The organism is Sphingomonas canaveralia, assembly GCF_047238125.1.
In the GTDB taxonomy this organism is placed as follows: domain Bacteria; phylum Pseudomonadota; class Alphaproteobacteria; order Sphingomonadales; family Sphingomonadaceae; genus JBDFMH01.
The window spans coordinates 1,808,362-1,833,939 of the sequence record NZ_JBDFMH010000001.1; the positions used below are offsets into that span (position 1 = coordinate 1,808,362).

The window sequence follows — 25,578 nt, forward strand, 5'->3', positions numbered from 1 at the left end:
CCCGTCAGACACCGACATCAACTTCCACCCAACCGACCGTTTTCTTTTCCCCTGCTTCATTGTCGCACCAGATGTCGACGATGAAGCGGAAGCCGTCGCCCTTGGAAACCTTGTCGCGGACGATGCCGTGGGTGGTGATGATTTCGCCGGCAAGGACCGACGCGATATATTTGCAGACCACCCGCGCACCGGTGAACATCGCCGCCCCGAAATGATTGACGCACATTTCCATCAGGTAGGCGGATGACATCTCGCCGGTCTGGATCGGCGCGCGCAGCCCCGTTTCGGCGGCATAGACCGGATCCCAGTGATTGGGATTGAACCGTCCCCACAGCCGCGATCCCATTAACTGAATTACAGCCTGCTTGCGGATGGGCGCGAGCTCATAGCCGACCGGCGTATCGCGCGTAATCGCGAGTTGATCGAGAATGCCCATCAGACCAGCGTGTATCCGCCATCGACGGGCACCAATGTTCCGGTGATGAACGTCGACTCGTCGCTGGCGAAGAACAGCGCTAGATTGGCGATCTCGCGCGGCGTTCCGATCCGACCGATCAGCGTGCCCGCGACTGCACCGCCGATATAGTCCGCAGGCATCGCCTGCGTCATGCCGGTATCGATCGCGCCGGGCAGGATCGCATTCACGCGGATCCCGTCGGCCGCATATTCTGCAGCGACCTGCTTGGTCAGCATGGATACGCCGCCCTTCGACGCGGCATAACCGGGCAGCATCGTGAACGCGACGAGAGCCGCCATCGACGAAGTATTGACGATCGAACCACCACCGGACCGCAGCATTGCAGGGATGGCATATTTCGTACCCAGGAAGACGCCCTTCAGATTGACATCTAGAACGCGGTCCCAGTCGGCTTCCTCATAATCGGCGGTCTTTGCCATTGGGCCTTGAATGCCGGCGTTGTTGCACAGGATATCGAGCCGTCCGAAACGTTCGACCGCGAAATCGATCATCGCCCGCACGTCCGCCGAGTTGGCGACATCGACATGGAATGGCAGGCAGGCATTGCCGAGCCCAGCCGCGGTTTGCTCCTCGTGCCCGCTATTGTCGGCCGCTATCACCTTGGCGCCCTGTTCAACGAACAGTTCGACCATCGCGCGGCCCATGCCGGAGCCTGCGCCGGTCACGATAGCGACCTTATCCTTCAGCCTGCCTGTCATCGACGGTCCTTCCGTTCAGGCTGCCGCGGCCGATCGTGCCGCCATCATCCGAGCCAGATGCGCCGCGCGCTTGGCCTGGGCGGCCTCACTCATCCGCTCGGGCGCCCAGTCTAGCCCGTTGTCTGCAATGAGCGCGACTGCGGTAACCCCGGGCAGCGCCATCACGCGCTGGGTGGCCTCTGTCTTGAAATAGCCGATCATGTGGCAGAACGGCGCAGTCAGCCGGAGGCGGATCTCGATCGCACCGTCATCGGAGATGTCAATGCGATCGATCAGCCCCATCTCGTCTAAGCCCAGCGGCACCCCGCCAGCGAGGCTGCATGGGTCGTGTATCTCGTCCAGCACACGCCGGATTGCTGCCGCAGATGGGGCCCGCAGGGTCGGCTCAGGCATAGATCGTGTCCCCCTGCATCGGGCCGGCCGCACGGTTCTGCATGTGCGACAGCGTCGAATAGGGGGTCGGCAGCCCGGACTGCTTTGCGGTTTCGAACTCGTCGCCCGCAATGCCTTGCCGAAGCGTGTCTAGGTTTAGACCGTGCAACCGCGCGAAGGTGCCGGCGAGCATGTCTGCCTTGTTCTGCCGCGTGATCTGCTGAAGCGGTTTGAAAAGTCCGCCGGCATTGAGCATGTCTTCAGGGAACTCGAAGGCCGCAAATGCTTCCAGCCCGGGCTGAGGATGGTGCAGCGTGCCGCCCGAGCCCCAGAAAAGGCGGTTGAGCATTTCGTTGCCGCCGATCCTGCAGAGCCCGAGCAGAATATCAGCAAATGCGCGTGGCCTGCGCTCGACGATGATGTTTTGAATTTCCATGTTTACAAAGATGTTCGAGAAGCGAGCGAGCAGCCAGGCAGTCTCCTCCATGAAGGCCAGTCCGCCATGGACGATCTCGAAATTGAGATGCGGGAAATCGGTCGCCGCCGTCTCGATATCGTTCGGGTTATAGGCATTGCCGACTGCAAAGGGACCGATCGGCACGGCCTTGTGGACGGCCACATGGCGCAGGCCAAGTTCCGATGCCTTCTCGTAGAGTGGATAGATCAGCTTCGGATCATCCATGCGCCAGGAGACCGGGGCTGTGCCGTCCCAGCTTGTTGGGTATAACTTGAGCCCCAACGGTTTGAGCATATCGACCTGCGCTTCCATGGAAGTGAGCGCATCGGCACCCTTGAGCGGGTCGACACAGGCATAAGCACCAACGAACCTGTTCGGATAGCGCTCCAGTGCTTCGGCCGCCTTGGCGAGCGAGGAATAGCCATCCTTGAAGGACGCGATTGCCAGCGGGTGGAACACCGCCACATCGGTCTGGCTTTCGCGAAACAGCAAATTGGCCAGGTCAGGAATCTGCCAGTCGATCAGATATTCCTCGCGGGACATTGCATATTGGCGGTCCGGCGGACTCTCGGCCAAGTTGTAGGCCAGCTCGACCATCGCATGGCCAAGAGACGGGTCTTCCCAGTTCTCCGGCAAGTGATTGTACGCGTGGGTAACTGCGTCGAGCACGAACAACCCGTCGATCATCGACTCTCTCCTGATCTGCCCGCTTTTGCCGGGTTAGACCATCATCGTAAGACGCTCCATCTAATCAGTCAACGCATCCATTGACGGATTAGCTCGAAAATGTGAGTTTTCGGGTTATCATTTTCGACATAAGCCACACACCTCAACGGTGCCGTGGAATGTTTTGACCCACAGCCCACTCCATGGCCCACACGCGCCATCCACCGGGGGAAATAAGAACTGGTGCCGCTAGAGCGCTGTAAATGTGCGAGAATTGCTTCTCGATCAGTGCTGGATAGCCTTTGGCAGGCCTGTTTTCGATCAGAACTTCAAGTTTTTCCCTGTTTCGCCCGTCGAACAGGGAAACTCATCCCCGCATCAGGATGGCGGAGACCGCACGCCTGAAAGCTGACGAGCTCGTGCCAATTTGCGAGGTTTGAAGGCCGCTCAGTTCGGGATTGCCCTGAAATAAGACCGCTGTTCGGGCATTTGCAAGCGAGCGCCCTGAGCCGAGACCATTCTCATGGGTGGCTGGCGGAGACGGAGGGATTCGAACCCTCGGTACAGTTTCCCGTACGACGCTTTAGCAAAGCGTTGGTTTCAGCCACTCACCCACGTCTCCGGTGCGGCAGGGGCCGGGCTATAGCGTCGCGCGCGGCGGGTTTCAACGGGCCAAATCGGCGTGCCGCCTGACTCGGCCTGGCGCGTGATCGACTCGGGTCGTCGTCCGTTCATTGCGGGGCAAGCCGGCGCGGCGTTAACCTCGCGCTTCCGCGACCGGGGGGATTTTGTGATGTCGTGCCTGAACCTGCGCTATTGCGTGATCGCATTCGCTGCGGCGGTCGGGCTGGCGAGCGTGCCCGCGGCCGCCCAGATGCAGACGGTCGATCCCAACGCCGCGATCGGCGGCAACGGCTATGCCACTACCGTGCCTGCCGCCCCGCCGGGCACCGCGGCCGCGCCCGCGCCGGCTTCCGCACCGCGCGGCTCGATCGCCTATCCGGCCGAGGCGCCGGTCGCGCCCGCTGCTGCCGATGCAGACGCTCCCGCGACCACCACTGCCGTCCCCGCCACGCCTGCCGGCGTCGCGCCGATCGCCAGCACCTATCAGCAGGATGACGTGCTGGCCGCTGCGGAAGGCGTGTTCGGCCGCGGTGCCGAAGGCCTAGCCAAGATCGTCGAGAATATCCTGAAGGATCAGGGCGAGCCCAACGCCTATATCGGCGGGCGGGAGGCCGGTGGCGCGTTCGCGATCGGCGTCCGCTATGGTTCGGGCACGATGACCCACAAGGTCGAAGGCACCCGGCCCGTTTTCTGGACGGGGCCGTCAGTCGGCTTCGATGTCGGCGCGAACGGCTCCAAGACGTTCGTGCTGGTCTATAATCTCTACGACAGTCAAGAGCTTTTCCGCCGCTTTCCCGCGGCCGAGGGGGCGGCCTATTTCGTCGGCGGCTTCACCGCGTCCTATCTGCGGCGCGGCGATGTCGTGCTGATCCCGATCCGGCTCGGCGTCGGCTGGCGGCTCGGCGCGAATGTCGGCTACATGCGGTTCAGCGAGAAATCGAAGATCCTGCCTTTCTAGGGCCGTCGTGCGTTGCATCTTCCAGCGAGGAGATTGCAATGACCGATACCCACAAGATGCAGGCCGATGGTGGCGGCACGGACAAGGCCAGGGATCGCAAGCCGGCGAGCGGGCATGATGCCGCCGGCGAGTCCGGCGGCGGCGCCTATCCGAACCCGCACGATGAAGGCAGATCATTCGAGGAGCATGGCCAGGCGGGCGGCGGCTATCACGGCCCCGGCCAGCTTGGCGGAGAGAAGGCCGATGCGGACGAGGAAGGACGCGTCGGCCAGGGCGGCTGATCCAAGGGGCGGGCGTCGAGCCGGGCGGCCGACGCCCCCTGATCAGTTCGTGGACTCGAACCTGAGCGGCCGGCCACTCGCGCTTTCGGCAAGCGTGCCGTCCCACATCACCCGGCGCCCGCGCAGGATCGTGCCGATCGGCCGCCCGGTCAACGTCATGCCTTCGAACGGGCTCCAGCCGCAGCGCGACGCCAGCCATTCCGGCTCCACGGTCCAGCGGGCCTTCAAGTCGACGACGGTGAAATCGGCGTCATATCCGGCGGCGATCCGCCCCTTGCCGATCAGCCCGAAGATGCGTTGCGGGCCCGATGCCATGAGGTCGACGAGGCGTGCTAGCGTCAGCCGGCCTTCGGCGACATGGTTCAGCATCAGCGGCACGATCGTCTGCACACCCGGCATGCCGGACGGCGACGCCGGATAGGCCTGAGCCTTTTCCGCCAGCGTGTGCGGCGCATGGTCGGAACCGATCACATCCGGCACACCCTGCGCCAGCCAGTGCCACAACCCGTCGCGATGGGCGGCCGATCGGATGGGCGGGTTCATCTGGGCATGAGTGCCGAGCCGCGGGTAGGCGTCCTCCCCGGCCAGCGTCAGATGCTGCGGGGTCACCTCGCACGTCGCGATATCCTTGTGCTGGGCGATCAGTTCCAGCTCGGCCGGCGTGGTGATGTGCAGGATATGGATCCTGCGACGGGCAGCGCGCGCCAGCTTCAGGATGCGGCGTGTCGCCAGGATCGCACTCTCGTCGTCTCGCCAGATGGGGTGCGAGGCCGGATCGCCTGGCACGCGCTCGCCCAGCCGGTCCTGCATGCGCGCTTCATCCTCGGCATGGATCGCGACCCGTCGCCTGCCGGATGCCAGCACCCGCGCCAGTTCCGCATCTTCGGAGACCAGCAGGTCGCCGGTCGAGGCGCCCATGAAGATCTTGACCCCGGCGGTACCCGGGATCCGTTCCAGCTCACCCAGCCGATCGGCATTGGCTGCGGTGGCACCGACATAGAAGGCGTGATCGCACCACATCCGATCACGCGCACGTGCCAGCTTGTCGGCCACCGCCTCGGCGCTGTCGGTGTTGGGCTTGGTATTCGGCATCTCGAACACCGCGGTCACCCCGCCCAGCACCGCTGCGCGACTGCCGCTTTCCAGATCCTCCTTGGCCTCCAGCCCGGGTTCGCGGAAATGGACCTGGCTGTCGATCAGCCCCGGCAGCACCATCAGACCGGTGCAGTCGATCGTCTCGCCGGCATCGCCCGTGACGCCGAGCCCCGCGATCCGGCCGTCGCGCACGCCGACATCGGTGTCGACCGGCCCGCCCGGGGTCCAGATCGTGCCGCCCTTCAGGACAAGATCATAGCTTGGCATGCGATGCTCCCGGCGGCTTTGCTTTCGTCGCGCCAGTCCCTACCTCAGCAGCATGTCCGCCACCACCCTGCGCGATCGCGCGCTGATCCGGCTTGCCGGCGCCGATGTCCGCCCGTTCCTCGACGGTCTCGTCACCAATGCGCTGCCGGAGTCGCATGCCCCCGCCCCGGTGTGGGCAGGCCTGCTGACGCCGCAGGGCAAGGCGCTGTTCGATTTCATGATCTGGTCGGTCGACGACGATCTCCTGATCGATTGCGAGGCCGCGCAGGCCGAGGCGCTCGCCCGTCGGCTGGCAATGTACCGCCTGCGCCGCGTCATCGAGATCGCGCCCGAACCGGGGCTTGCGGTGCACTGGGCGCCGCTTGGTGACGCGCTCCACGATCCTCGCGGCGCGATGCTCGGCACGCGCTGGCTGGCGCCGGTGGCCGATGGCGATGCGTCATCGGCCTGGCGCGCGCACCGGCTCGGCTATGGCGTGGCGGAGGGTGTGTCAGAGCTGGGAAGTGACAAGACGCTGTGGCTGGAGGCCAATGCCCGTGAACTGAACGGCGTCAGCTTCACCAAGGGCTGCTATGTCGGCCAGGAGAATACGGCACGGATGCATCACCGCGCCAAGGTCAATCGCCGGCTGGTGGTGGCCCGTACCGATGTCGACCCCGGCGACGCCGCGCGCATCTGGTATCCCGATCTGGCGCTGGGCGTAGGGCTGGTGCGGGTGGAGGCGCTGCCTGCCATCGGCTGGGGCGATGTGCTGATGCCGGGCTGGCTGGAAGAAGCGACCGCCGCCGGCTGACGGTCAATTGCGGTCCAGCATGACCACGCGGCCGTCGCGATAGACCGTCTCACCGAAGGGCGCATAGCCCAGTTTCGCCGCGGTGCGCAGCGAGGCTTGGTTTTCCGGATTGATGATGCATACGGTGCGCCCGCGCGCCGCCCCTGCGTCGTGCCAGCGATGGGCAGCGGCGGCGGCTTCGGTGGCATAGCCGCGGCCATGCGCTGAAACCGCAAACATCCAGGCGGCCTCGGGAAAGGGATCGAAGCGGTCACCCAAGCCGCGGTGGAAATCGGCGAACCCGGTCTCGCCAATCAGCGCGCCGCTCGCCTTCTCGATCACGGCGAACAGACCATAGCCCAGCAGCTGCCAGTGGCCGGCATAGCGCAGCAGCCGGTGCCAGGCTTCCTCCCGGGTCGGCGGCGCGACGCCGATATAGCGCAGCACATCCGGATCGGCGGTCAGCGCAAAGCTCTGCTCGAAATCGGCCAGCCCGTGCGGGCGCAGGATCAGGCGCTCGGTCTCGATCTGCATTACGCCATGTTCCATGCCCCGGCACCATCGGGCAAGCGCTACGGCCACCGGCGCGAACCTGCCGGCACGGTAGGCGCTCAGCGGCGCCCGCCGCCCATCCGCTTCGCCTTGATCTTGCCGAACCGGGTGGTGCGCGTCCCCGCCTTGCCGGCCACTGCGTTCGGCTTCACCGGCGCGCGATGCTGATCGACCGGCAGACCGAGCTCTTCCTGCTCCAGCGCGCGGATCTCGTCGCGCAGCCGGCCCGCGGTCTCGAACTCCAGGTCCGCCGCGGCCTTGCGCATCTGCTTCTCCAGATCCTCGATATAGGCGCGCAGATTGTGGCCCACCATGTGCGACCGGTCCTCGATCCCGGTCTCCACTGTCACCTGATCGCGACTGGCGAGATGGCCGACGATGTCGGTGATGTCGCGCTTGATCGTGGCGGGCGTGATGCCGTGCTCGGCATTATAGGCCGCCTGCTTCTCACGCCGGCGCGCGGTCTCGGCCATCGCGCGCTCCATCGATCCGGTAATGTGGTCGGCATAAAGGATCACCCTGCCCTCCACGTTGCGTGCGGCGCGGCCGATGGTCTGGATCAGCGATGTCTCGGATCGCAGGAAGCCTTCCTTGTCCGCATCCAGGATCGCGACCAGCCCGCATTCGGGAATGTCGAGCCCCTCGCGCAGAAGGTTGATACCCACCAGCACATCATACACGCCCAGCCGCAGGTCGCGGATCAGCTCGATCCGCTCCAGCGTCTCCACATCCGAATGCATGTAGCGGACCTTGAGTCCCGCTTCGTGCAGATACTCGGTCAGGTCCTCCGCCATCCGCTTGGTCAGCGTGGTGACGAGCGCGCGATAGCCCTTGCCCGCCACCGCGCGGCATTCGCCGACCAGATCGTCGACCTGGCTTTCGACCGGTCGCACCTCGACCGGCGGATCAATCAGCCCGGTCGGCCGGATCACCTGCTCGGCGAATACGCCGCCGGTCTGCTCCAGCTCCCACGGGCCCGGCGTCGCCGACACGCACACTGTCTGCGGGCGCATCGCGTCCCACTCATTGAAGCGAAGCGGGCGGTTGTCGATCGCAGACGGCAGCCGGAAGCCGTATTCGGCCAGCGTGATCTTGCGCCGATGGTCGCCGCGCGACATGCCGTTGATCTGGCCGATCGTCTGGTGGCTCTCGTCGACGAACAGCAGCGCATTCTCAGGCAGATATTCGAACAGCGTGGGCGGCGGCTCGCCGGGCAGCCGACCGGTCAGGAAGCGAGAATAATTCTCGATCCCCGCACAGCTGCCCGTCGCCGCGATCATCTCCAGGTCGAAATTGGTACGCTGTTCCAGCCGCTGCGCCTCCAGCAGCTTGCCCTCGATCACCAATTCCTTCAGCCGTTCGGCCAACTCGTGGCGGATCGCCTCGCCCGCCTGCTTCAGCGTCGGGCCCGGCGTCACATAATGCGAATTCGCATAGATACGCACACTGTCCAGATTGGCGCTGGTCTTGCCGGTCAGCGGATCGAATTCGGCGATCGCCTCGATCTCGTCGCCGAAGAAGGTCACGCGCCAGGCGCTGTCCTCATAATGCGACGGGAAGATTTCCAGCGTGTCGCCACGCACGCGGAAATTGCCGCGCTGGAAACTCTGGTCGTTACGCTTGTATTGCAGTGCCACCAGCTTGCGCACGATCTCGCGCTGGTCGACGGTCTGGCCCTTCTTCAGGTCGAAGATCATCGCCGAATAGGTCTCGACCGATCCGATGCCGTACAGGCACGAAACCGATGCTACGATCAGTACATCGTCACGCTCGAGGAGCGACCTGGTGGCCGAATGGCGCATCCGGTCGATCGCCTCGTTGATCGAGCTTTCCTTCTCGATATAGGTATCGGTCCGCGGCACATAGGCCTCGGGCTGGTAGTAATCATAATAGCTCACGAAGAATTCGACGGCATTGTCGGGAAAGAATTGCTTGAATTCCCCGTAGAGCTGCGCCGCCAGGATCTTGTTCGGCGCCAGCACAAGTGCCGGCCGCTGCAGCCTTTCCACGACCTTGGCCATGGTGAACGTCTTGCCGGAACCGGTCACGCCCAGCAGCACCTGGTCGCGCTCGCCGGCCTCGGCCTGGCCGACGAGCTCCGCGATCGCGGTCGGCTGGTCGCCCGAAGGTTCATAGTCGCTGACGATGCGGAACGGCTTGCCGCCCTCTGCCTTCTCGGGCCGCGCCGGACGGTGGGGCACGAAGCTCTGGCCGGTTTCCGGCTCGGCAAGGTCGGTACGGATCTGGATCGCCATCACGCCAATATGGGGGCCGCGGCACTGCTCTGCCAGCCGGCATCGGGCGAATGTTGCAGCCGATTTCGGGGGGCGCTATCCGTGCGCCACCGCGCCGCAAGATGCGTGGACGGGCGCCCATGACAAGCCGGAGATCCCATGATGCGTGCGCCCCTTGCCTGCCTGCTGCTCCTCGCTCCGCTATCCGCGTGCGGCAGTGGCGATGCCGAAGGCAACCAGGCCGCCGCCAAGGATGCCCCGCCGCTGGAGGCGATCGCCACCACCGATGGCAGGATGCGGATCGCACCGGGCTTGTGGCGCAGCGAAACGCGCATCACGAAGATGGAGATGCCCGGCATGCCGGCCGGCGCCCGGGATCAGGCCATGGCCGCGATGCAGGGTCGATCGAACAGCTTCCAGCATTGCGTGACGCCAGCCGAAGCCGCGCGACCCGCCGCCGACCTGTTCACCGGCCGGCAGGACAGTGGCTGCGCCTATGAGAATTTCGCGATGACCGGCGGACGGATCGACGCCACGCTGGTGTGCCGCGGACAGGACGGTGGCGAGATGCGGATGAAGCTGGCCGGCAGCTTCACCGCAGATGGCTATGCGATCGATTACGACATGGCGATGCCGGGCGGCCCCGGGCTGACGATGGCGGGCCATACCGAAGGTCGGCGCATCGGCGCCTGCACGGCGAATACTGCGAAATGACGTTCCCGAGGTGAAATAACCGCGCGAAAGTGACTTGCGGTTAACCTTGTTTGTGCGAGGATTCGATTTGCCGCAAATGTCCGGGGGGATGTGCGCGGCGCGAAGCGACTGTCTTTCGGGGGCTCATTCTATGCGCGCCATCATTCTGTTGCCGATCATCGCCATGGCCACGCCGCTCGCCGCAGCGGACGAAGCCGGGCTCAGGCCGGGTCTTTGGGTGGAAAGCACCGCGATCACCGGCGCCACGCTGGCCGGCGCGCCTGCCACGACACCGCTCCCCGCCCCGGTCACGCGCCAGGTCTGCATCGCTCCGGTGCTGGCGGCCGATCCCGGCCGCTGGTTCGCCGAAGGCAACGGCAACGATGCCTGCACCGTCTCACGCACGCGGGTCGGCTCCGGTCGCGTCGAACTCAGCGGCAGCTGCGGCGCGCAGGGCATTGCCGATGCCGCCCGCATGCAAAGCGTCGGCCGCTACGACGGTGATGACTATGCGCTCGACGTCGCGACCACGATGGGCGATCCCGACCATGCGGTGATCGTCCGCAGCCGCGTCGTCGCCTCCCGCATCGGGGAGTGCGCAACCGCTGGCTGATCGAGGCCCGAAGGTCTCGAACACCGCAAAACTGCGCGATTCCGCTTGACGCTGCGCCGCGTCATCGCGCCAGATGCACCCTCGTCATCCGGGGGTAATGCCATGTTCGTGAAGCCGTCGCTGTTCCTGCTGCTTGCCGGCATCGCCGCCCCCGCCATCGCCGCGCCCGATTATGCGCCGGCGATCAAGGCCGATTATGATCGCGATCTCGGCAAGCTGTTCGACTGGTTCCACCGCAATCCCGAACTCAGCTTCAAGGAAACCGCGACCGCCGCGCGCATGGCGAAGGAATTGCGCGCCGCCGGCGCCACCGTCACCGAAAAGGTCGGTGGTACCGGAGTGGTCGCGATCATGAAGAACGGTGCGGGGCCGACGGTGCTGGTCCGCGCCGACATGGATGGCCTGCCGGTCAAGGAAGCCTCGGGCCTGCCCAACATGTCGGTCGCCCGCCAGGTCGGCATCGACGGTGTCGAGAATCCGGTGATGCATGCGTGCGGCCACGATACCCACATCACCGCCCTGGTCGCCACCGCGCGCCGCCTAAATGCGCTCAAGGATCGCTGGCGCGGCACCGTGGTGATGATCGTCCAGCCGGCCGAGGAACGGACCGGCGGCGCGATCGCGATGCTGAAGGACGGGCTCTACACCCGCTTTCCAAAGCCTGACTATGCACTCGCCTTCCACGTCAATTCGATGCAGCCGACCGGCACCGTCTCCGCTTCCGAAGGCATCCAGTACTCGTCCGCGGATTCGGTCGACATCACCGTGCCCGGCATCGGCGCGCATGGCGCCGCGCCGCAGAACGGCAAGGATCCGGTCTATATCGCCAGCCAGATCGTGATCGCGCTGCAGGGTATTATCAGCCGCGAGAAATCACCGCTCAAGCCGGGCGTCATCACGGTCGGCGCCTTCCATGCCGGATCGAAGCACAACATCATCTCCGATCATGCGGATCTTCAGGTCACTGTCCGAGCCAATGATGAGGAAACGCGCGCGATGCTGCTCGCCACCATCAAGCGGGTGGCGGAAAATGTCGGCCGCGTGAACGGCATGCCGGAAGACAAGCTGCCGATCGTCAAGGTGTCGGAAGGCACGCCGACCACGATCAACGATGCCGCTCTCGCGCGCCGCCTTAACGCGGTGATGGTCAAGGAGCTTGGAGCCGATGCCGTCCTGCCGTTCGAGCAGCAGAGCATGGGGGCGGAGGATTTTGCCTATCTCGTACAGCCCGATCTGGGTGTGCCGGGCTATTATTTCGCGGTCGGCGGCACGCCCAAGGCCGCGCTCGATGCGGCCGACAAGGGCGGACCCGCGGTCCCTTCGCATCATTCGCCACTGTTCAAGATCGATCCCGAGCCCTCGGTCCGGATCGGAGCCGAAGCAATGACGGCCGCGGTGCTCGATCTTCTCAAGCCGGGTTCGTCCGCTCCCGCGCAGTAAGCGCATCGATCAACCCGGCCGCGCCCGCGCTGACATCGGCCCAGCTCGTCTCGAAGCCGGCGTCGTCTCCGTAATAGGGGTCGGCCACGGCTTCGCCCGCGCGGCCCGGCACATGATCGAGCAGCAGGCTCAGCTGCGCCCGCGCATCGGACGGGCGCAGCGCCTGCAGGTCGGTCAGGTTCTGCGGGTCGAGCGCGACGATCCGGTCGAACCGCCGGAAATCGTCCGTGGTGATCTGCCGCGCGCGATAATGCGCGATATCGGCACCGTGCCGTTTCGCTACCGTCTGCGCGCGCGGATCCGGTGCATGGCCGATATGCCAATCCCCGGTGCCCGCGCTGTCCACCTCCAGCGCGATGCCCCGCCGCGCGGCTTCGTCGCGCAACGCCGCTTCGGCCAGCGGCGATCGGCAGATATTGCCAAGGCACACGAACAGGACCGATATCGTCATCGCAATCGCCTTTTGGCTTGCCGCACGGGTCTGCTAGCTCTGGTGCAACGACAGAACAAGCGAGGGAGGGATGCCGGTGCGCATCGACGATGATGGCGCACCCGCGTCCGCTGCCGGATCGAGCCCGGCCTATGCCAATTATGTGCTCGGCGTCCTCGTGCTCGTCTATGTGTTGAATTTCGTCGATCGCCAGATCCTCTCGATCCTGGCCGAGGATGTGAAGCGCGACCTCGGGCTCAGCGACGCCGATCTCGGCTTTCTGTACGGTACCGCGTTCGGCGTGTTCTACGCGCTGTTCGGCATCCCCCTCGGCCGGCTTGCCGACAGCTGGCGCCGTGTTACGCTGATGAGCGGGGGGCTCGCGCTCTGGTCGGCGATGACCGCGCTGTCGGGCTTCGCGCGCGGCGGTGCGGAGCTTGCCGCCGCCCGCATCGGCGTCGGCATCGGCGAGGCGACCGCCAGCCCCTGCGCCTATTCGCTGCTGTCGGATTATTTCCCGCGTGAGAAGCGCGCGACCGCGCTCGCCATCTATTCCTCCGGCCTGTATCTCGGCGGCGGCCTTTCGCTGTTCGTGGGCGGTGCCGTCGTCGAGCGCTGGAACGCTGCCTACCCGGGGGGCGGCCCGCTCGGCCTCGCAGGCTGGCAAGCGGCATTCCTGGCGGTCGGTATTCCCGGCCTGCTGCTGGCGCTGCTCGTCGCCACCTTGCGCGAACCGCTGCGCGGTCAGTCCGATGGCCTGCTTTCGCCACCGGTCGCACGTCCCTTTGCCAGCTTCCTGCAGGAACTTGTCACGGTGCTGCCGCCGCTGACCCTGATCGGCGCGGCGCGCCGCGGCGCCGGTGCCCTGGCGATCAACATCGCCCTCGCGCTGATGACCGCCACGCTTGCGGTCGCGATGATCCGCCTGACCGGTGACGTGCCGCAATGGAGCGCGATCGGCATCGGCGTCTACGCAGTGTTCAGCTGGGCCAGCGCATTGCGTCGTCGCGACCCGCCGACCTTCGCGCTGATCTGGGGCACCCCGACCTTTCTCTGCGTGGCGATCGGCTATGGGCTGATCGCCTTCGTGGCCTATTCGGTCAGCTTCTGGTCTGCGCCGTTCGCGCTGCGTGAACTTGGCGGGTCGCCCGCCACCGCGGGCCTGCTGATCGGGGGAGCCGGCGCGGCCGGCGGGTTCATCGGGGTGGTTCTAGGTGGGCGCTTCGCCGATCGGCTGCGGCGGACGGACCCTGCGGGCCGCATCAAGGTCGCGCTGTTCGGCGCGGTCGCGCCGGTCGTACCGATGCTGGTCGCCTTCAACGCCACCGACATCGGCTTGTTCTACGCGCTGCAGCTGCCAATGGTGGCGCTGTCAAGCTCGGCGCTCGGTGCGTCGGCCGCGACCACGCAAGACCTTGTCCTGCCCCGGATGCGCGGCACCGCGACCGCGACCTTCTTCCTGGCGACGACCCTCGTCGGGCTCGCGCTTGGCCCCTATCTCGCCGGACGCGTTTCGGCCTGGTCCGGAGATCTGGGCACTGGCGTACTATCGCTTCTGGCCGTCATCCCCATCTCAATCGGGTGCCTGCTGTACGCCCACCGCACGCTGCCGGCCGCCGAAGCCAGCGTCGCCGACCGCGCCCGCGCGGCCGGCGAGCCAGTCTAGCTCAACTCGCGGTCACGACCCCGCAGGCGATCCGGCCGCCGCTATTGCCGCTCGGATCGGTGCGATAGTCGTCGGCTGCGGCATGGATCACCAACGCTGCGCCATCGGCATCCAGCAGCGCGTTCTCGCCCCCGGTCAGCGTGGCGTTCGGGATCGTGAAGCTCAGCTTGCCGCTCCCACCGCTGCCGATCTCCAGGTTCGGCAGGTCGCCGGAATGCGGCCCTTGCGGCGCATCCTTGCCGTGCTTCATCGCGGTGGGGTTCCAGTGTGCGCCTGCCGTGGTGAAGTCCGGCGCGTCGCAGCGGCCTACCTGATGCAGGTGCAGCCCGTGCGGCCCCGCCGGCATCCCGCTCGCATCGATCGTCACACGCAACGCGCTGCCTTCCTGCACGATCGTGGCGCTGCCCTTGGCGGCGCCGGTCGCATCGGCCAGCGCTGCCGTGGCGCGCGGCGCGGTGGCGGAACTGACGCTGCCCCCTTCCCCGGTCGCGCAGGCGGCAAGCGGCAGTGTTGCGATCAGGATCAGGGTCGCGCGCATGTCAGTCTCCTCGAAGGTACCGGGCCTGAACGCCCCGCCGCGCGCGCGGTTGCCTGTCAGCCCCGGCCGATCCCGGTATAGCGCAGCCCCGCCCGCTCCGCCTCATGCGGGCGATAGATGTTGCGCAGGTCGACCAGCACCGGCTCGTTCAGCAGCCCGGCGATCCGCCGCAGGTCGAGCGCGCGGAACGCATCCCACTCGGTAACGATCACCAGCGCGTCGGCGCCATCGGCCACCGCATAGGGATCCCCCAGGAAATCGACGTCCGACAAGAGCGGCCGGGCCTGCTCGATCCCTTCGGGGTCGAACGCGCGCACGGTCGCGCCCGCATCCTGCAACGTCTGGATCAGCGCGATCGACGGCGCGTCGCGCATGTCGTCTGTGTTGGGCTTGAACGTCAGGCCGAGCACGCCGATCGTCTTGCCGCGCGCCTCGCCGCCCATCGCCTTGATGACCTTGCGGCCCATCGCGCGCTTGCGGCTGTCGTTGACCTGCACCACCGCTTCCACGATCCGCAGCGGCGCGTCATTGTCGTCGGCAGTCTTCATCAGCGCCAGAGTGTCCTTGGGGAAGCAGGATCCGCCATAGCCCGGCCCTGCGTTCAGGAATTTTCGCCCGATCCTGTTGTCGAGCCCGATCCCGCGCGACACGTCCTGCACATTGGCGCCGACCACTTCGCAAAGGTCGGCAATCTCGTTGATGAAGGTGATCTTGGTCGCCAGGAATGCATTGGCCGCATATTTGATGAGCTCGGCGGTGCGGCGGCCGGTGAACAGCAGCGGCGCCTGGTTCAGCGACAGCGGCCGATAGACTTCGCGCATCAGCTCGCGCGCGGCTTCGTCGTCGGTGCCGATCACGATCCGGTCGGGTCGCTTGAAATCCTCGATCGCGGCGCCTTCACGCAGGAACTCCGGGTTCGACACGACCCACGCCTCGGCGTCTGGCGCGACTTCGCGGATGATCCGCTCGACCTCGTCCCCGGTGCCGACCGGCACGGTCGATTTGGTGACCACCACCGCCGGCTTGCGCAGCGCCGCCGCGATCTCCCGGGTCGCGGCGAACACATGGCTCAGGTCGGCATGGCCGTCGCCACGGCGCGATGGCGTGCCGACCGCGATGAACACTGCATCGGCGTCGGCCACGCCGGCTGCCAGGTCGGTCGTGAACGACAGGCGACCGGAGCGTACATTACCGGCCACGAGCGCATCCAATCCGGGTTCGTAGATCGGCATCCGCCCCGCTTCGAGCGCGGCGATCTTGTCTGCATCCTTGTCGACGCAGGTAACGCGGTGTCCGAAATCGGAGAAGCAGGCCCCGGAGACGAGACCCACATAGCCCGTCCCGATCATCGTTATCCGCATGGGTTCATCCGCAATTGCTGGTCGCGCGCAGCCCTAGCTTGCCGCACGCGCGAACGCCAGCCGTCCCCGTCCCCTGTCGCCGGCTCAAGGAAAAGGGGCCGACCTTGCGGTCGACCCCCATCCATTTCCAGTCGCTTGGAATGCCACTGCCCGAAGGCAGCGGCAAGCGCCTTACATGCCCGAACCCGGACCGAAGGTGATCTCCACGCGGCGGTTCTGCGGCTCGCGCACACCGTCGGCAGTCTCGACCAGCGGGCGGCTTTCGCCGAACGCTTCGGTCGTGACGGACGTGTCAGGCACGCCCTTGCCGGCCAGGTAGCTCTTCACCGCGTCGGCACGACGCTGCGAGAGACCGACATTGTACTGGTCCGAACCCGACTTGTCGGCGTGGCCAGCCAGCATCACGGTCGCCTGACCGGTCGTCTGGTAAGCCTGCGCAGCGTTGTCGAGAATGGTCGCAGCCTCAGGCGTGATGTCCGACTTATCCCAGTCGAAGAACACGATGAACGGCCCCGGGACAGCAGCCGGCGGCGGCGGCGGCGGCGGCGGGGGAGGCGGCGGCGGCGGCGGCGGCGGCGGCGGCGGCGGCGGAGCAGCCGGCTCACCGAAGTTGAAGATCAGGCTACCCAGCAGCGAGTGCGAGCGGAACCGGCTGTCGGTCGCCGCGCCGTTCGCCGCGACCATCTTCAGATTGTCCGCGTTGAAGAAGCGATACTTCAGGCCGACGTCGATATTCTCGGTCAGCGGAGCGCGGATGCCGGCGATCGCCTGCCACGCGAAGCGCGTGTCGCTGTCGTTCAGCAGGATCGTGTTGCCGGCGTTAACCGAATAGCCGTCCGCCTTGATGCGGGCGATACCGGCACCGCCGCCGACGAAGCCCGACAGGCCTTCATCGTCACCGAAGTCGAGCAGGCCGTTCAGCATGAAGCTGAGCGCGGTCGTCTTGCCGGAAGAGCTGTCGGAATAGGTGCCAGCCGGGAAACCTGCCAGCGCGAGAGCAATCTGATGCTCATCGACGAAGGCCTGCTTGTAGCCGACCTCGGCCTCGGCGCGGAACCCGCCGAAGTCGTAGCCGATGATGCCGTCGACATCGAGGCCGTACTTGGAGTCGACCGACAGCTGGTTCGGATTGCCGCCGATGTCGTAGTCGATGTCCTCGACGATCATCGCGCCACCTTCGACGCCGACGTACCAGGCGCCGTCGCGCGCGAACGCCGGACCAGCCAGAGCGGTCGTGGCGAGCGCAGCCATAATGGCCAGCTTACGCATATTAATCCCCTTTCGTTCAGGTTCCGAGTAGGAACCGTGAGAATACCTAACCAAAGCGGAGTATCCGCGCAAGCGCACATATACTGCCACTGTTGCCGAAATGCCTCACCGAAATGGTGAAGATGATGCAGATGGGGCCCCTCGACAGACAGCCGCTAAACCCGCCTTGGGCCTTCCGGTTGCGCAGTGCCGCAAAAAAATTTCTTACCTCTCGATAAGCCCATGATTTCGCAAGGTTTCCAAGATAGCGGTGAGGCTGGCGCGCGCCTCGGCATCGACCATCACCCCACCAGCGGGAGCCAGGATCCCCGGTTGGCGCTCTCTTACGACCGATTGGCCCGCCACCTGGATCGACCGCGCGGCCACGATCCCGATTTCCCAGGCATAGCCGTCGAAGCGGGCCCAGCATCCTTCCGCTTCGACCCAGAGCGCCATGCCTGAAACCGGCGTGACGAACCGCCATCCGCCTGCCGTCCGGCAAGCGATCGCGCCAGCCTGTCCGGTCCATGCGCCGATGGGGGCGGCCCCCACGATCCAGCTGCGGCCCACTGCCGCGTCTGCGGGTGGTGCCGCGTCCCCGATCGTCTCGGCTACCGGCAGGGTCAGATGTTCGAGGATCGCCAGCGCCTCATTGTGCACGATCTCCTTCTGTGCCTGCCCGGCTGCGATCAGCGGCAAGTCCAGCCGCGGTGTCGTCTCGGTCATGTCAGTCTCCCGTCAGATCGAAGTGCCGTATCGCGGGCTCGGCGGAAGCGCCGAACGCCCCCAGCATCGCCACGGAGATCGTCAGCCGGCGCGCATCGCCGCCATCTTCGCTCCGCAGCGCCGCCGGATAGCGCCAGCTGGCCGTATCGGTCGTCACCGTCCGGCTCGCGCCGCCTGCCGGCGTCACCGTCAGGCGATAGCGCTCGGCCTCCTCGCCAACCGGTGCATCAGTCCCGTCGACCCAAGACCATCCGCTGCGCGATCGCCGCGTCCAGCCGATCAGGACGTCGCCGCCGTCCGCCTGGGCTTCGAGATGGACGGGCGCGGGCGGCAGCAGCGCTCGTCCAGCCGCCCGAATGGTCGTCGTCACGCCGTCGGCGAGGTCGCCGGCCCCGATCGCCAGCACCGTCGCCATCGTCCCCAGCGCCTCACGCGGCACGATGATCGGCGTCAGCGTCTCGGGCTCGATCAACACGAACCTCTCCCCCGGGCCGTGCCCCACGATTGCGGCCTCGGTGCCGCGCCGCCCGCGCAACAGCCGCGAAAGCCGGAACCGTCCGCCGCCCAGCGGCTGGGCGCGGCCGAACTGGATGAGCTCTCCGCCGAGCATCGCAGCGTTCGCGCCCGCGATCAGCGCGTCGTCGTCGCAACCCTCGAGCCAAAGCCCGTCATGAAGCAGGGCGATATCGACACTGGCAATATCGTCGATCATCAGCGCCGTCCCGGTACCCAGCATGGTTTCGGCAATGCCAATCCGCGCCGGCGCCGCGGTCCGTCCGGCCGGCGCGAAGCCTGTGCCGCCGTCCAGCGACAGCATCAGCGTGGCCCGCCGCCAGCCCGGTCCGCCGCCCGCCGCCGCCCACATCATGGGCTGCGCCGGGTCGACGCCATCGATAGGCGGCAGGTCCAGAAGCACGAGTGTCGTCGGCCCGTGCGGCAGATCCGCTTCTGCGGTCACCCGACCCGGGCTGGTCGCGGCGCCCGCCTGCGCGCCCGCGATGCCGCTCAGTCCTAGCTCGATCGCACCGCGCTCGATGCTCATGCTGCGCACCGCCATCTCACCCAATAGCGGATCGTGGATGCGGTCACCGGGTCGCACCGCCAGCCGCCGCCAGGGTAGGCGGATCGTCGCGCGCCGCCGCTCGGCCCAACGCGCCGCCAGCGCCTGTTCGGCCAGCACCTTGGCATCCGCCGCCGCGATCGCGGCCGGCAATTCGATCAGCTCGGCCTGCCCGCCAACCGATCCGCGCCGCGCGCGCTGCTGACCGGCCAGATGATCACGGGCCGGGTCATGATGCACGATCGCCAGCTCGTCGGGCAGCGCGCCTTGCGCGCTTCGCTCGATGATGCGCCGGCCGGCAGCAGCATCGCTCCGCGCGCCAAGTTCGGCCGGGTCGATCGTCAGCGGCACGCTGTCCGCCACGATCCGCAGCACGGCGCCATCGTCGCGGATCCGGATCGGGGCGGCCCGGTCGATCGCCTCCAGCGCGCCGCGCACGCTGTCCCCACTCGCGGCATAACCATCCAGCAGCGCGCCGCCCCCGCCTGTCACCGCGCCCGCGCTCAGCGCCTCGGCAATCAGCCCCGCCCGCACCGGTCCCGGGTCGGCGATGACCTCGAAGCTCAGCTGGGGGATGCGGTTGCCATAGTCGGCCAGCGGCAACGCCTCGAACACCGCCAGCGCCGTCCCGCGATAGGCCGGCGTCTCAACGCCCTCCGCCGCCGCGATCAGCGGATCGACTGCCTGGTCCTCGCCGCCCGGATGCAGCCGGAACGTCACCGGCGTCTTCCAGTCCCCGGCGCTCCCGCGCAGCAGCTTGCCGTCCGCCCACACCCGCCCGATCGCCAGGATCGGACGGGCGGACAGCGCGACCGCGAACGAGGCCGCATAGCTGTAGCTCGTCGTCGCCGGCCGCCCCTTCCCGCCGCCCTGCCGGCTGCGCGTCTCGATCAGGTCGCTCGCCCACACGATCGTACCGGCCACGCGCATCGTGCCGAACAGCTTGGGGATCGCGCTGCCATAGGACGAGCTCTGCACCTTCAGGTCGCCCAGCCGCGGCCCCTGCCGGCCTTTCGGGGCCAGCAGCCGTGCATCGATCCCGCTGCCGAGCAGCGCCCCCAGCGCCCCGCCGATCGGCCCGCCCACCAGCGTGCCGACGGTCTGCAACACCAGCGTCGCCATCGCTCACTCTCCCTTGCGCCATGCGCCCGCGATCGGCCACGGCACCGGCCCGGGCACCGCCGTCACCCGCCCCAGCAGCGCATCGGCATGGATGAAGCCGCTCTCGGTGCGCACGATCAGATGCCAGTGCCGCGCTCCCGCCCGCACCAGCAGCACATCGCCCGCGCCCGCCGCCGCCAGATCGATCGCGCGCAGCCCGGCCGCCGCCATCGCAGCCGCGATCGGCTCGATCGGCCCGCTCCGCCCCCAGGCCCGCACCATCTCTACGCCGCAAGCCGCCGCCGCCAGCCCCACGCAGTCCAGCCCATGCGCGGGGTCGCGCCCGCCGGGGCGGAATCTGGTCCCCACCAGCATGCCCGCCCGTTCGGCCACTCCAATCATGATGGATACCGCGTCAGCAGATCATTGCCCGGCAGATGCGGCTCACCGCGAAAGTTCGCCGCATTGCCGAACCGTGCCGCGCAGGTGCCGATCAGCTTGTCGCACCCCTCGCTGATCTCGATCCGCGCGCCCACCGCATCCGCCGGCGGCAGCGTACGCAGCAAGATGCGGTCGCCGTCCGATGCCGCGATCGGCTCGGCGATCCCGCTCGCCCGCCCGTCGATCCAGCGCAGCCGTCCGCAGGCATAGACTCCCGCCACCGGCTCGCTGCGATCGATCACCAGCGTCTCGCTTTCTAAGGCGATCACCCGCGCGATCCGCACGCGCCCGGCCATGTCGACCCGGCAGCGCCTATCGCCCAGCTCCGCCCGGCAATCGGGCGATGTCGTCTCCACCACCGCGCGCTCCAGCTGCGCGGTCGGCCCGCGCAGCTCGGCGGTAAAGCCGAGATCGGTCTGGCTCACCGCCCCCAGCCGTCCGCGCGCCAGCGCCAGCCGTTCGCCTGCGGGATCGGTCCAGTCGATCGCGAACAGCCGCACGTCGGCGCCGTCCCAGCGCCCCGCCATCAGGTCGTCCGCGGTGATCGCGTCCGCGGTCAGCGCGCCGGCCACGTCCAGCGTATCCACCTCGAACCCGTCCGAAAGCGCGATGGCCGACGGCGCGATTCCCGGCGTCGCGCGATAGTCCAGCCCGTCGATCGTCAGGTCGCGATCATGAGTGGTGAAGCCCAGCGCCACGCCGTCGCCGCGCGCGATCCGCCAGCACAGCGCGATCGTCGTCAGCGCCGGATCCAGGAACGCGGTCACGCGCCTGCCTCCCGGATCTCGATCAGCGGCACGGAAACCGCCTCGCCCGCCGCCCAGCTCGTGCGTGCGATCTCCAGCCGGTCCTCGGCGAAACGCACCGGCACGTCGAACCGGTAGCCTGCCGTCACCGCCGCGCCCGCAGCCGGCGGACTTTCGAATTCGATCGCCCCGCCCGGCTCGACCGTCCAGCCGGTCAGCCGCTCGATCCCGCCGACCGCGATCCGCACGCTCAACGCCACCGGTCGCGTGATCGCGCGCGCCGGCACGTCCCCCGCGCCGTAGCGCTTCGCCAGCGCGAACCGGGTCCGCGCCCCGTCGCCCATGCCCAGATGCTGGTCGAACGGCCCCGGCGCGCCTGTCATCCCGCTCGAACTGTCGTCGAACGGATCGCGGAAGCGGAACCCCCGCGCCGCGCCCATCCGCGCCCGGAAGAAGCCGATCAGCGTGCCGATATCGGCCTCCGATCGCACCCCCGGCCCGGCATCGAAGCGCAGCCGCGCGCTGGCCCAGTCGGCATTGCGCTGCTCGTGCCCGCCCGCGCTCGTCACCACCGCGGTCGAGAAACCCGGCTCCACGGTCGCCCGCGCGCCGATCGCGATCGGGAAGCTCACATCGTCGAATGCCTGCACCGCCGTCTCCCCGGTCTCGAAATGGGTGAAACCGTCGCGCGCCACCTGCGGCAGCGCCCACACGAAGGTCTCCGCGCTGCCCCGCGCGCGGCCCGCCGCCGCCACGTCCTCGATCCGCGTCCACAAGGGTGCCGCCTCGCGATTGAGGATGAAGCCCGCGAAATAATGCTGCTCGGCCACCGGATAGCCCAGTCGCACGGTCGCCGCGGCGATCCCGCGCGCGGTCGCCCCCGCCCGCCCCTCAGTCACCCAGTCATAATCCTCGAGCTGCAGGATGTCGTAGGCCGGGCTCGCCCAGCCGGTCGGCACGTTGGCGCGGCGCAGCTCTGGCGCGGCCGCATCCAACACGGTCGGCAGATAGACGAGCAGCGCCACGGTGCAGCCCGGCGCCTCCGCCCAGGCAGCATCGCGCAGGGCTGCGGTCGATGTCGCCAGCAACGCGCCCGCCTGGTCCAGCAGCGCGATCTCGGCGGTTGAAAGCGGCCCGCGCACGCTCGCGATCTCGGGCGGATCGCCGCCGAACGCCGCCCGCGCGGCCGCGTCGTACAGGCATGGCCGCCCGTCGGGCATCAGCCACCACCATGGCTCGCCAATCTGGAAGATGGGCTCCAGTCCCGCCGCCACCGCGATGGCCACGAACGCCCGCGCAACCGCCTGCAGATAGGCCATCGCCGCCGGGCTCGCCGGGGAAAGCAGCGTCGACGGCGGTACCCACCCGGTCAATGCCGGCGCGCCATCCGCCGCGCGCTGTTTCCAGCCTTCGGGCGCATGCGCGTCGAACAGTTCGTAGCTCAGCGACAGGATCAGCCGATAGTCGAGCTCATGGCAGAGCGCCGCGAAGCCTTCGTGCCAGGCCGCCGCCGGCCGATTGAGCGCGCCGCCATCCAGCCCCGCCTGCCAGGCATCGCCCACCCGCTCGAGGCGGAAATAATGGCTCATCCCGACATAATGGTTGATGATGCCGCGATAGCCGAGCGCCAGGATCATCCGCATCACCCGCGCCGGCGTCAGATGATAGCAGTCGTCATAACCGGTCGCGATGCGCAGCCCGTGCGCCGGCACCATCGCATCGCCGATCGCCAGCACCGATCGCGGTCCGTCGCAAGCGATCGCGCTCAGCTCCACCCAGCCTTCGGCCGGCGCGGCCAGCGGCATCGCCACCCCGGTATAGCCCGGCGCAATCAGCGAGACGAACATCCGGTCGATATCGCCCGCCCACACCCGGTCGGCCTCGCCCGGCAGCAGGAAGCCGCCGTCCAGCGCGTCGAAATCGAGCGTGATGACGGCATCGTCCGGGTCGCCCGCGGCATAGTTCCACAACCGCACATACCAGGCGCGCGGGTTGCCGGTGGCATCGCGCCCCTCGATCGTCAGCGTCGGCCCGTTGATCGCGTCGAGGGCGCGGATACCGTCCGATCGCCAGCGGAAGGACAGCCGGCAGCCGCGGAAATCGCGATCGGTGTCATAAGCCAGCAGCGGATGGTCGTGCCGGTCCTCGGCCTCCCAGATCAGCCCGGCCAGATCGTCCGCCTGGTAGAACACCGCGTCCACCCGCAGCGCATCGGGCGCGGTCGTCACCACCGCCGCCATCATCGGCCGCGCGAAATCCACCGTCCAGAACCGCGCGTCGAACCGCTTGACGTGCGTCGTCACCAGGCGGTCCCCCGCCTCGGCCAGTCGATAAGCCATGAGATGATCCCCTATCGTCATCCCGGCGAAAGCCGGAATCCAGAGCCCCAGGCGGCACCGTTCGTGACCCTGGTTCCCGGCTTGGGCCGGGATGACGAAGCTCAGTCCGCCCCCTCGATCGCGGTGCGCACCGCGCGCGCCACCTGCCGTGATGATCGCGCCAGCGCCGCCGGCGCATCGCCGCCACGCGCATCGATCGCGATCGACACGCGTACCTCGCGCGCGCCGCCACTACCCGTCTCGATCCGTCCGCTCGCGGTTGGCACGAACAGCTCCGGCCCGCGCTCGCCCACTAGATAGGCGCGGCCCGGCGCCACCGGCCCGCCGGTCGCCCGCCCCGGCAGCCCCAGCGCGCCGATCAGCCCACTCGCGATCGCGCCCAGCCCCCCGCCGCCGCCGCTCCGGCCGAACAGCGATCCGATACCCGCCGTCACCGCCGCCTGCGCGATCTCCGCCAGCGTGGACAGCGCCACGCGTCGCAGATCGTCGAACCCGAACTTGCCCGATCGGATCGCGCGCCCCAGCCCGCGCTCGATCGCATCGCCCGCGGCATCCGCCGCCCGCCCCAGCGATCCGCCCAAAGTCTCGCGCATCGCGCCTACGTCGCGCGCGAAGCCGGTGGTGTCGGCGCGCACGCTCACCACTAGCCGCTCGATCTCGTCATCCATCGGGATACATCTCCATCAGGCGCCGCAGCTCGTCCGCCCCGGCTACCGCCGGCGCCTCCCCTGCAAGCGCGCCGAGCACGCCGGCCAGCTCCGCCGGCGTCGCCGCCCAGAACACATCCGGCGACCACCCCAGCAACACCCCCGCCTGCCCGGCGAGGCGAGCGGCGGAGCCCGAGAAAGATCCTTCCCCGGAGGGAAAGAGGGACTGTCCGAAGGACGGTGGAGGGGTACTCCCGGCAAGCGCCTCGCTCGCGGCCACCCCTCCACCCCGCTGCGCGCGGTCCCCCTCCCCTTGCAGGGGAGGATTACCCCCGCCCATCACCGTCCCTGCAAGATCTGGCTCAGCAACCCGCGCAGCGCCGGCGTCGCCCGCGCCAGTCCGCCCGCCACAATCGCCTCGCCGAACGCGTTCCGCGTCAGCCCGTCAGGCCGGTCGCGCAGGCAGTGCCAGAACAGCCCCGCCAGTTCCGCCAGCCGCAGCTCGCCCGCCGCAGCCCGCTCGACCAGCGCGAACAGCGGCCCCAGTTCCTGCTCCGCCGCCACCAGCGCGGCGAAGCTCGGCCGCAGCACCAGCGTCTCGCCCGCGATCGCCAGCGCGGCCTCGCCCCGCGCGGGGTTCGCGCCCTCAGACACTGGCCACCGCGCCCGAGCTTTCCAGCGCCAGCGTGTAGCCCCGCTCACCGTCATGATCGCCGGCATAGTCCAGCCGCGTCACCAGGAAGCGCCCGCGCATCCGCTCGCCGCTCTCGAAGCTCAGCTCATATTCGTCGATCAGCCCGGCCAGCGCGTTGGCGCGCAACCGGCTCTCCGCCGCCGATCCGGTGAAGATCCCCGCCGCCGCCACCGATACCGATCGCACCCCCGCGCCGGACAGCAGCTCGCGCCACCCGCCCGATCCCTTGTGCGTGATCGCCACCGCCTGCCCGTTGATCGACATCTGCGTCGTCCGCATTCCCGCCACCGTGGCGAACACCGGCGGCGCCGCCCCGTCGCCGATCTTCAGCAGGAACGCCGATCCCTTCTCTACTGCCATATGTCCCTCCGTCTTCGCGAC

General features: G+C 67.8%; 27 protein-coding genes and 1 tRNA gene. 7 read left to right on the forward strand and 21 right to left on the reverse strand.

Annotated features, from left to right (window positions below):
- Window positions 1–4: 4 nt before the first annotated feature.
- From ABC347_RS08895 to ABC347_RS08915, 5 genes are all read right to left on the reverse strand, one after another.
- Complete coding sequence (locus ABC347_RS08895; protein ID WP_413245373.1) at window positions 5–436, reverse strand: MaoC family dehydratase; 432 nt, start codon at window positions 434–436, stop codon at window positions 5–7.
- Window positions 436–1,176 (reverse strand): SDR family NAD(P)-dependent oxidoreductase, encoded by a 741-nt coding sequence (locus tag ABC347_RS08900; RefSeq protein WP_413245374.1) that lies wholly within the window; start codon window positions 1,174–1,176, stop codon window positions 436–438. Before ABC347_RS08900 ends, ABC347_RS08895 begins: the two co-directional genes overlap by 1 nt.
- A 15-nt stretch (window positions 1,177–1,191) precedes the next feature.
- The gene (locus ABC347_RS08905; protein ID WP_413245375.1) at window positions 1,192–1,569 is read right to left on the reverse strand and encodes a metal-sulfur cluster assembly factor; all 378 of its coding nucleotides are present in this window, start codon (window positions 1,567–1,569) and stop codon (window positions 1,192–1,194) included.
- A complete protein-coding gene (locus tag ABC347_RS08910; protein ID WP_413245376.1) occupies window positions 1,562–2,692 on the reverse strand; it encodes an amidohydrolase family protein in 1,131 nt (376 codons plus the stop codon). Before ABC347_RS08910 ends, ABC347_RS08905 begins: the two co-directional genes overlap by 8 nt.
- A gap of 511 nt (window positions 2,693–3,203) precedes the next feature.
- Window positions 3,204–3,293: transfer RNA gene (locus tag ABC347_RS08915), tRNA-Ser, on the reverse strand.
- A 171-nt stretch (window positions 3,294–3,464) separates the two neighbouring features.
- Here ABC347_RS08915 and ABC347_RS08920 point away from each other — a divergent pair.
- Both ABC347_RS08920 and ABC347_RS08925 read left to right on the forward strand, forming a co-directional pair.
- Window positions 3,465–4,253: a DUF1134 domain-containing protein gene (locus ABC347_RS08920; protein WP_413245377.1), complete on the forward strand. Its 789-nt coding sequence runs from the start codon at window positions 3,465–3,467 to the stop codon at window positions 4,251–4,253.
- Window positions 4,254–4,291: 38 nt separating this feature from the next.
- On the forward strand, window positions 4,292–4,534 hold the full coding sequence (locus ABC347_RS08925) for a hypothetical protein (RefSeq protein WP_413245378.1): 243 nt from the start codon (window positions 4,292–4,294) through the stop codon (window positions 4,532–4,534).
- A 42-nt stretch (window positions 4,535–4,576) separates the two neighbouring features.
- Here ABC347_RS08925 and ABC347_RS08930 read toward each other — a convergent pair whose 3' ends face one another.
- The gene (locus ABC347_RS08930) at window positions 4,577–5,896 is read right to left on the reverse strand and encodes a dihydroorotase (RefSeq protein WP_413245379.1); all 1,320 of its coding nucleotides are present in this window, start codon (window positions 5,894–5,896) and stop codon (window positions 4,577–4,579) included.
- A gap of 52 nt (window positions 5,897–5,948) precedes the next feature.
- Between ABC347_RS08930 and ygfZ the strand changes: the two genes are divergently transcribed.
- A complete protein-coding gene (gene ygfZ, locus ABC347_RS08935; protein ID WP_413245380.1) occupies window positions 5,949–6,689 on the forward strand; it encodes a CAF17-like 4Fe-4S cluster assembly/insertion protein YgfZ in 741 nt (246 codons plus the stop codon).
- Window positions 6,690–6,692: 3 nt separating this feature from the next.
- Here ygfZ and ABC347_RS08940 read toward each other — a convergent pair whose 3' ends face one another.
- Both ABC347_RS08940 and uvrB read right to left on the reverse strand, forming a co-directional pair.
- Window positions 6,693–7,217 carry a GNAT family N-acetyltransferase gene (locus ABC347_RS08940; protein WP_413245381.1) on the reverse strand — a complete coding sequence of 175 codons (525 nt, stop codon included), beginning with the start codon at window positions 7,215–7,217 and terminating at the stop codon, window positions 6,693–6,695.
- Window positions 7,218–7,279: 62 nt separating this feature from the next.
- Window positions 7,280–9,475 carry an excinuclease ABC subunit UvrB gene (uvrB, locus tag ABC347_RS08945; RefSeq protein WP_413245382.1) on the reverse strand — a complete coding sequence of 732 codons (2,196 nt, stop codon included), beginning with the start codon at window positions 9,473–9,475 and terminating at the stop codon, window positions 7,280–7,282.
- A gap of 141 nt (window positions 9,476–9,616) precedes the next feature.
- On the opposite strand from uvrB, the gene ABC347_RS08950 reads away from it, so the two are divergent.
- The 3 genes from ABC347_RS08950 (at window position 9,617) to ABC347_RS08960 (ending at window position 12,200) form a co-directional block, all read left to right on the forward strand.
- Window positions 9,617–10,168: a DUF3617 domain-containing protein gene (locus ABC347_RS08950; RefSeq protein ID WP_413245383.1), complete on the forward strand. Its 552-nt coding sequence runs from the start codon at window positions 9,617–9,619 to the stop codon at window positions 10,166–10,168.
- A gap of 130 nt (window positions 10,169–10,298) precedes the next feature.
- The gene (locus ABC347_RS08955) at window positions 10,299–10,760 is read left to right on the forward strand and encodes a DUF3617 domain-containing protein (RefSeq protein WP_413245384.1); all 462 of its coding nucleotides are present in this window, start codon (window positions 10,299–10,301) and stop codon (window positions 10,758–10,760) included.
- A gap of 102 nt (window positions 10,761–10,862) precedes the next feature.
- Window positions 10,863–12,200, forward strand: a complete 1,338-nt coding sequence (locus ABC347_RS08960) for an amidohydrolase (protein WP_413245385.1) — start codon at window positions 10,863–10,865, stop codon at window positions 12,198–12,200.
- On the opposite strand, the gene ABC347_RS08965 is transcribed toward ABC347_RS08960, so the two are convergent.
- Window positions 12,169–12,651: a low molecular weight protein-tyrosine-phosphatase gene (locus ABC347_RS08965; RefSeq protein WP_413245386.1), complete on the reverse strand. Its 483-nt coding sequence runs from the start codon at window positions 12,649–12,651 to the stop codon at window positions 12,169–12,171. The two genes, ABC347_RS08960 and ABC347_RS08965, sit on opposite strands and share 32 nt — an antisense overlap.
- A gap of 70 nt (window positions 12,652–12,721) precedes the next feature.
- Here ABC347_RS08965 and ABC347_RS08970 point away from each other — a divergent pair, with 70 nt between their 5' ends.
- Entirely contained in the window at window positions 12,722–14,296 is a 1,575-nt protein-coding gene (locus ABC347_RS08970; RefSeq protein WP_413245387.1) for an MFS transporter, read from the forward strand.
- Between the two features lies 1 nt (window position 14,297).
- On the opposite strand, the gene ABC347_RS08975 is transcribed toward ABC347_RS08970, so the two are convergent.
- The 12 genes from ABC347_RS08975 to ABC347_RS09030 all read right to left on the reverse strand — a co-directional run bounded on the left by ABC347_RS08975 (window position 14,298) and on the right by ABC347_RS09030 (window position 25,557).
- Complete coding sequence (locus ABC347_RS08975) at window positions 14,298–14,834, reverse strand: superoxide dismutase family protein (RefSeq protein ID WP_413245388.1); 537 nt, start codon at window positions 14,832–14,834, stop codon at window positions 14,298–14,300.
- A gap of 56 nt (window positions 14,835–14,890) precedes the next feature.
- Window positions 14,891–16,195 (reverse strand): UDP-glucose dehydrogenase family protein, encoded by a 1,305-nt coding sequence (locus tag ABC347_RS08980; RefSeq protein ID WP_413245389.1) that lies wholly within the window; start codon window positions 16,193–16,195, stop codon window positions 14,891–14,893.
- Between the two features lie 171 nt (window positions 16,196–16,366).
- A complete protein-coding gene (locus tag ABC347_RS08985) occupies window positions 16,367–17,464 on the reverse strand; it encodes an OmpA family protein (protein ID WP_413247026.1) in 1,098 nt (365 codons plus the stop codon).
- Window positions 17,465–17,668: 204 nt separating this feature from the next.
- Window positions 17,669–18,169, reverse strand: a complete 501-nt coding sequence (locus ABC347_RS08990) for a DUF2793 domain-containing protein (protein ID WP_413245390.1) — start codon at window positions 18,167–18,169, stop codon at window positions 17,669–17,671.
- Window position 18,170: 1 nt separating this feature from the next.
- The gene (locus ABC347_RS08995) at window positions 18,171–20,351 is read right to left on the reverse strand and encodes a GTA baseplate fiber-binding domain-containing protein (protein ID WP_413245391.1); all 2,181 of its coding nucleotides are present in this window, start codon (window positions 20,349–20,351) and stop codon (window positions 18,171–18,173) included.
- A gap of 3 nt (window positions 20,352–20,354) precedes the next feature.
- Window positions 20,355–20,732, reverse strand: a complete 378-nt coding sequence (locus tag ABC347_RS09000) for a peptidoglycan endopeptidase (protein ID WP_413245392.1) — start codon at window positions 20,730–20,732, stop codon at window positions 20,355–20,357.
- On the reverse strand, window positions 20,729–21,538 hold the full coding sequence (locus ABC347_RS09005) for a DUF2163 domain-containing protein (protein ID WP_413245393.1): 810 nt from the start codon (window positions 21,536–21,538) through the stop codon (window positions 20,729–20,731). Before ABC347_RS09005 ends, ABC347_RS09000 begins: the two co-directional genes overlap by 4 nt.
- A complete protein-coding gene (locus ABC347_RS09010) occupies window positions 21,535–23,856 on the reverse strand; it encodes a DUF2460 domain-containing protein (protein ID WP_413245394.1) in 2,322 nt (773 codons plus the stop codon). The genes ABC347_RS09005 and ABC347_RS09010 overlap by 4 nt, the downstream gene beginning before the upstream one ends.
- A gap of 101 nt (window positions 23,857–23,957) precedes the next feature.
- Window positions 23,958–24,524 carry a tail tape measure protein gene (locus ABC347_RS09015; RefSeq protein ID WP_413245395.1) on the reverse strand — a complete coding sequence of 189 codons (567 nt, stop codon included), beginning with the start codon at window positions 24,522–24,524 and terminating at the stop codon, window positions 23,958–23,960.
- A complete protein-coding gene (locus ABC347_RS09020) occupies window positions 24,517–24,660 on the reverse strand; it encodes a phage tail assembly chaperone (protein ID WP_413245396.1) in 144 nt (47 codons plus the stop codon). Before ABC347_RS09020 ends, ABC347_RS09015 begins: the two co-directional genes overlap by 8 nt.
- Window positions 24,661–24,842: 182 nt before the next feature.
- Entirely contained in the window at window positions 24,843–25,157 is a 315-nt protein-coding gene (locus tag ABC347_RS09025) for a gene transfer agent family protein (protein ID WP_413245397.1), read from the reverse strand.
- Window positions 25,150–25,557, reverse strand: a complete 408-nt coding sequence (locus ABC347_RS09030) for a phage tail tube protein (protein ID WP_413245398.1) — start codon at window positions 25,555–25,557, stop codon at window positions 25,150–25,152. The genes ABC347_RS09025 and ABC347_RS09030 overlap by 8 nt, the downstream gene beginning before the upstream one ends.
- Between the last annotated feature and the right edge of the window lie 21 nt (window positions 25,558–25,578).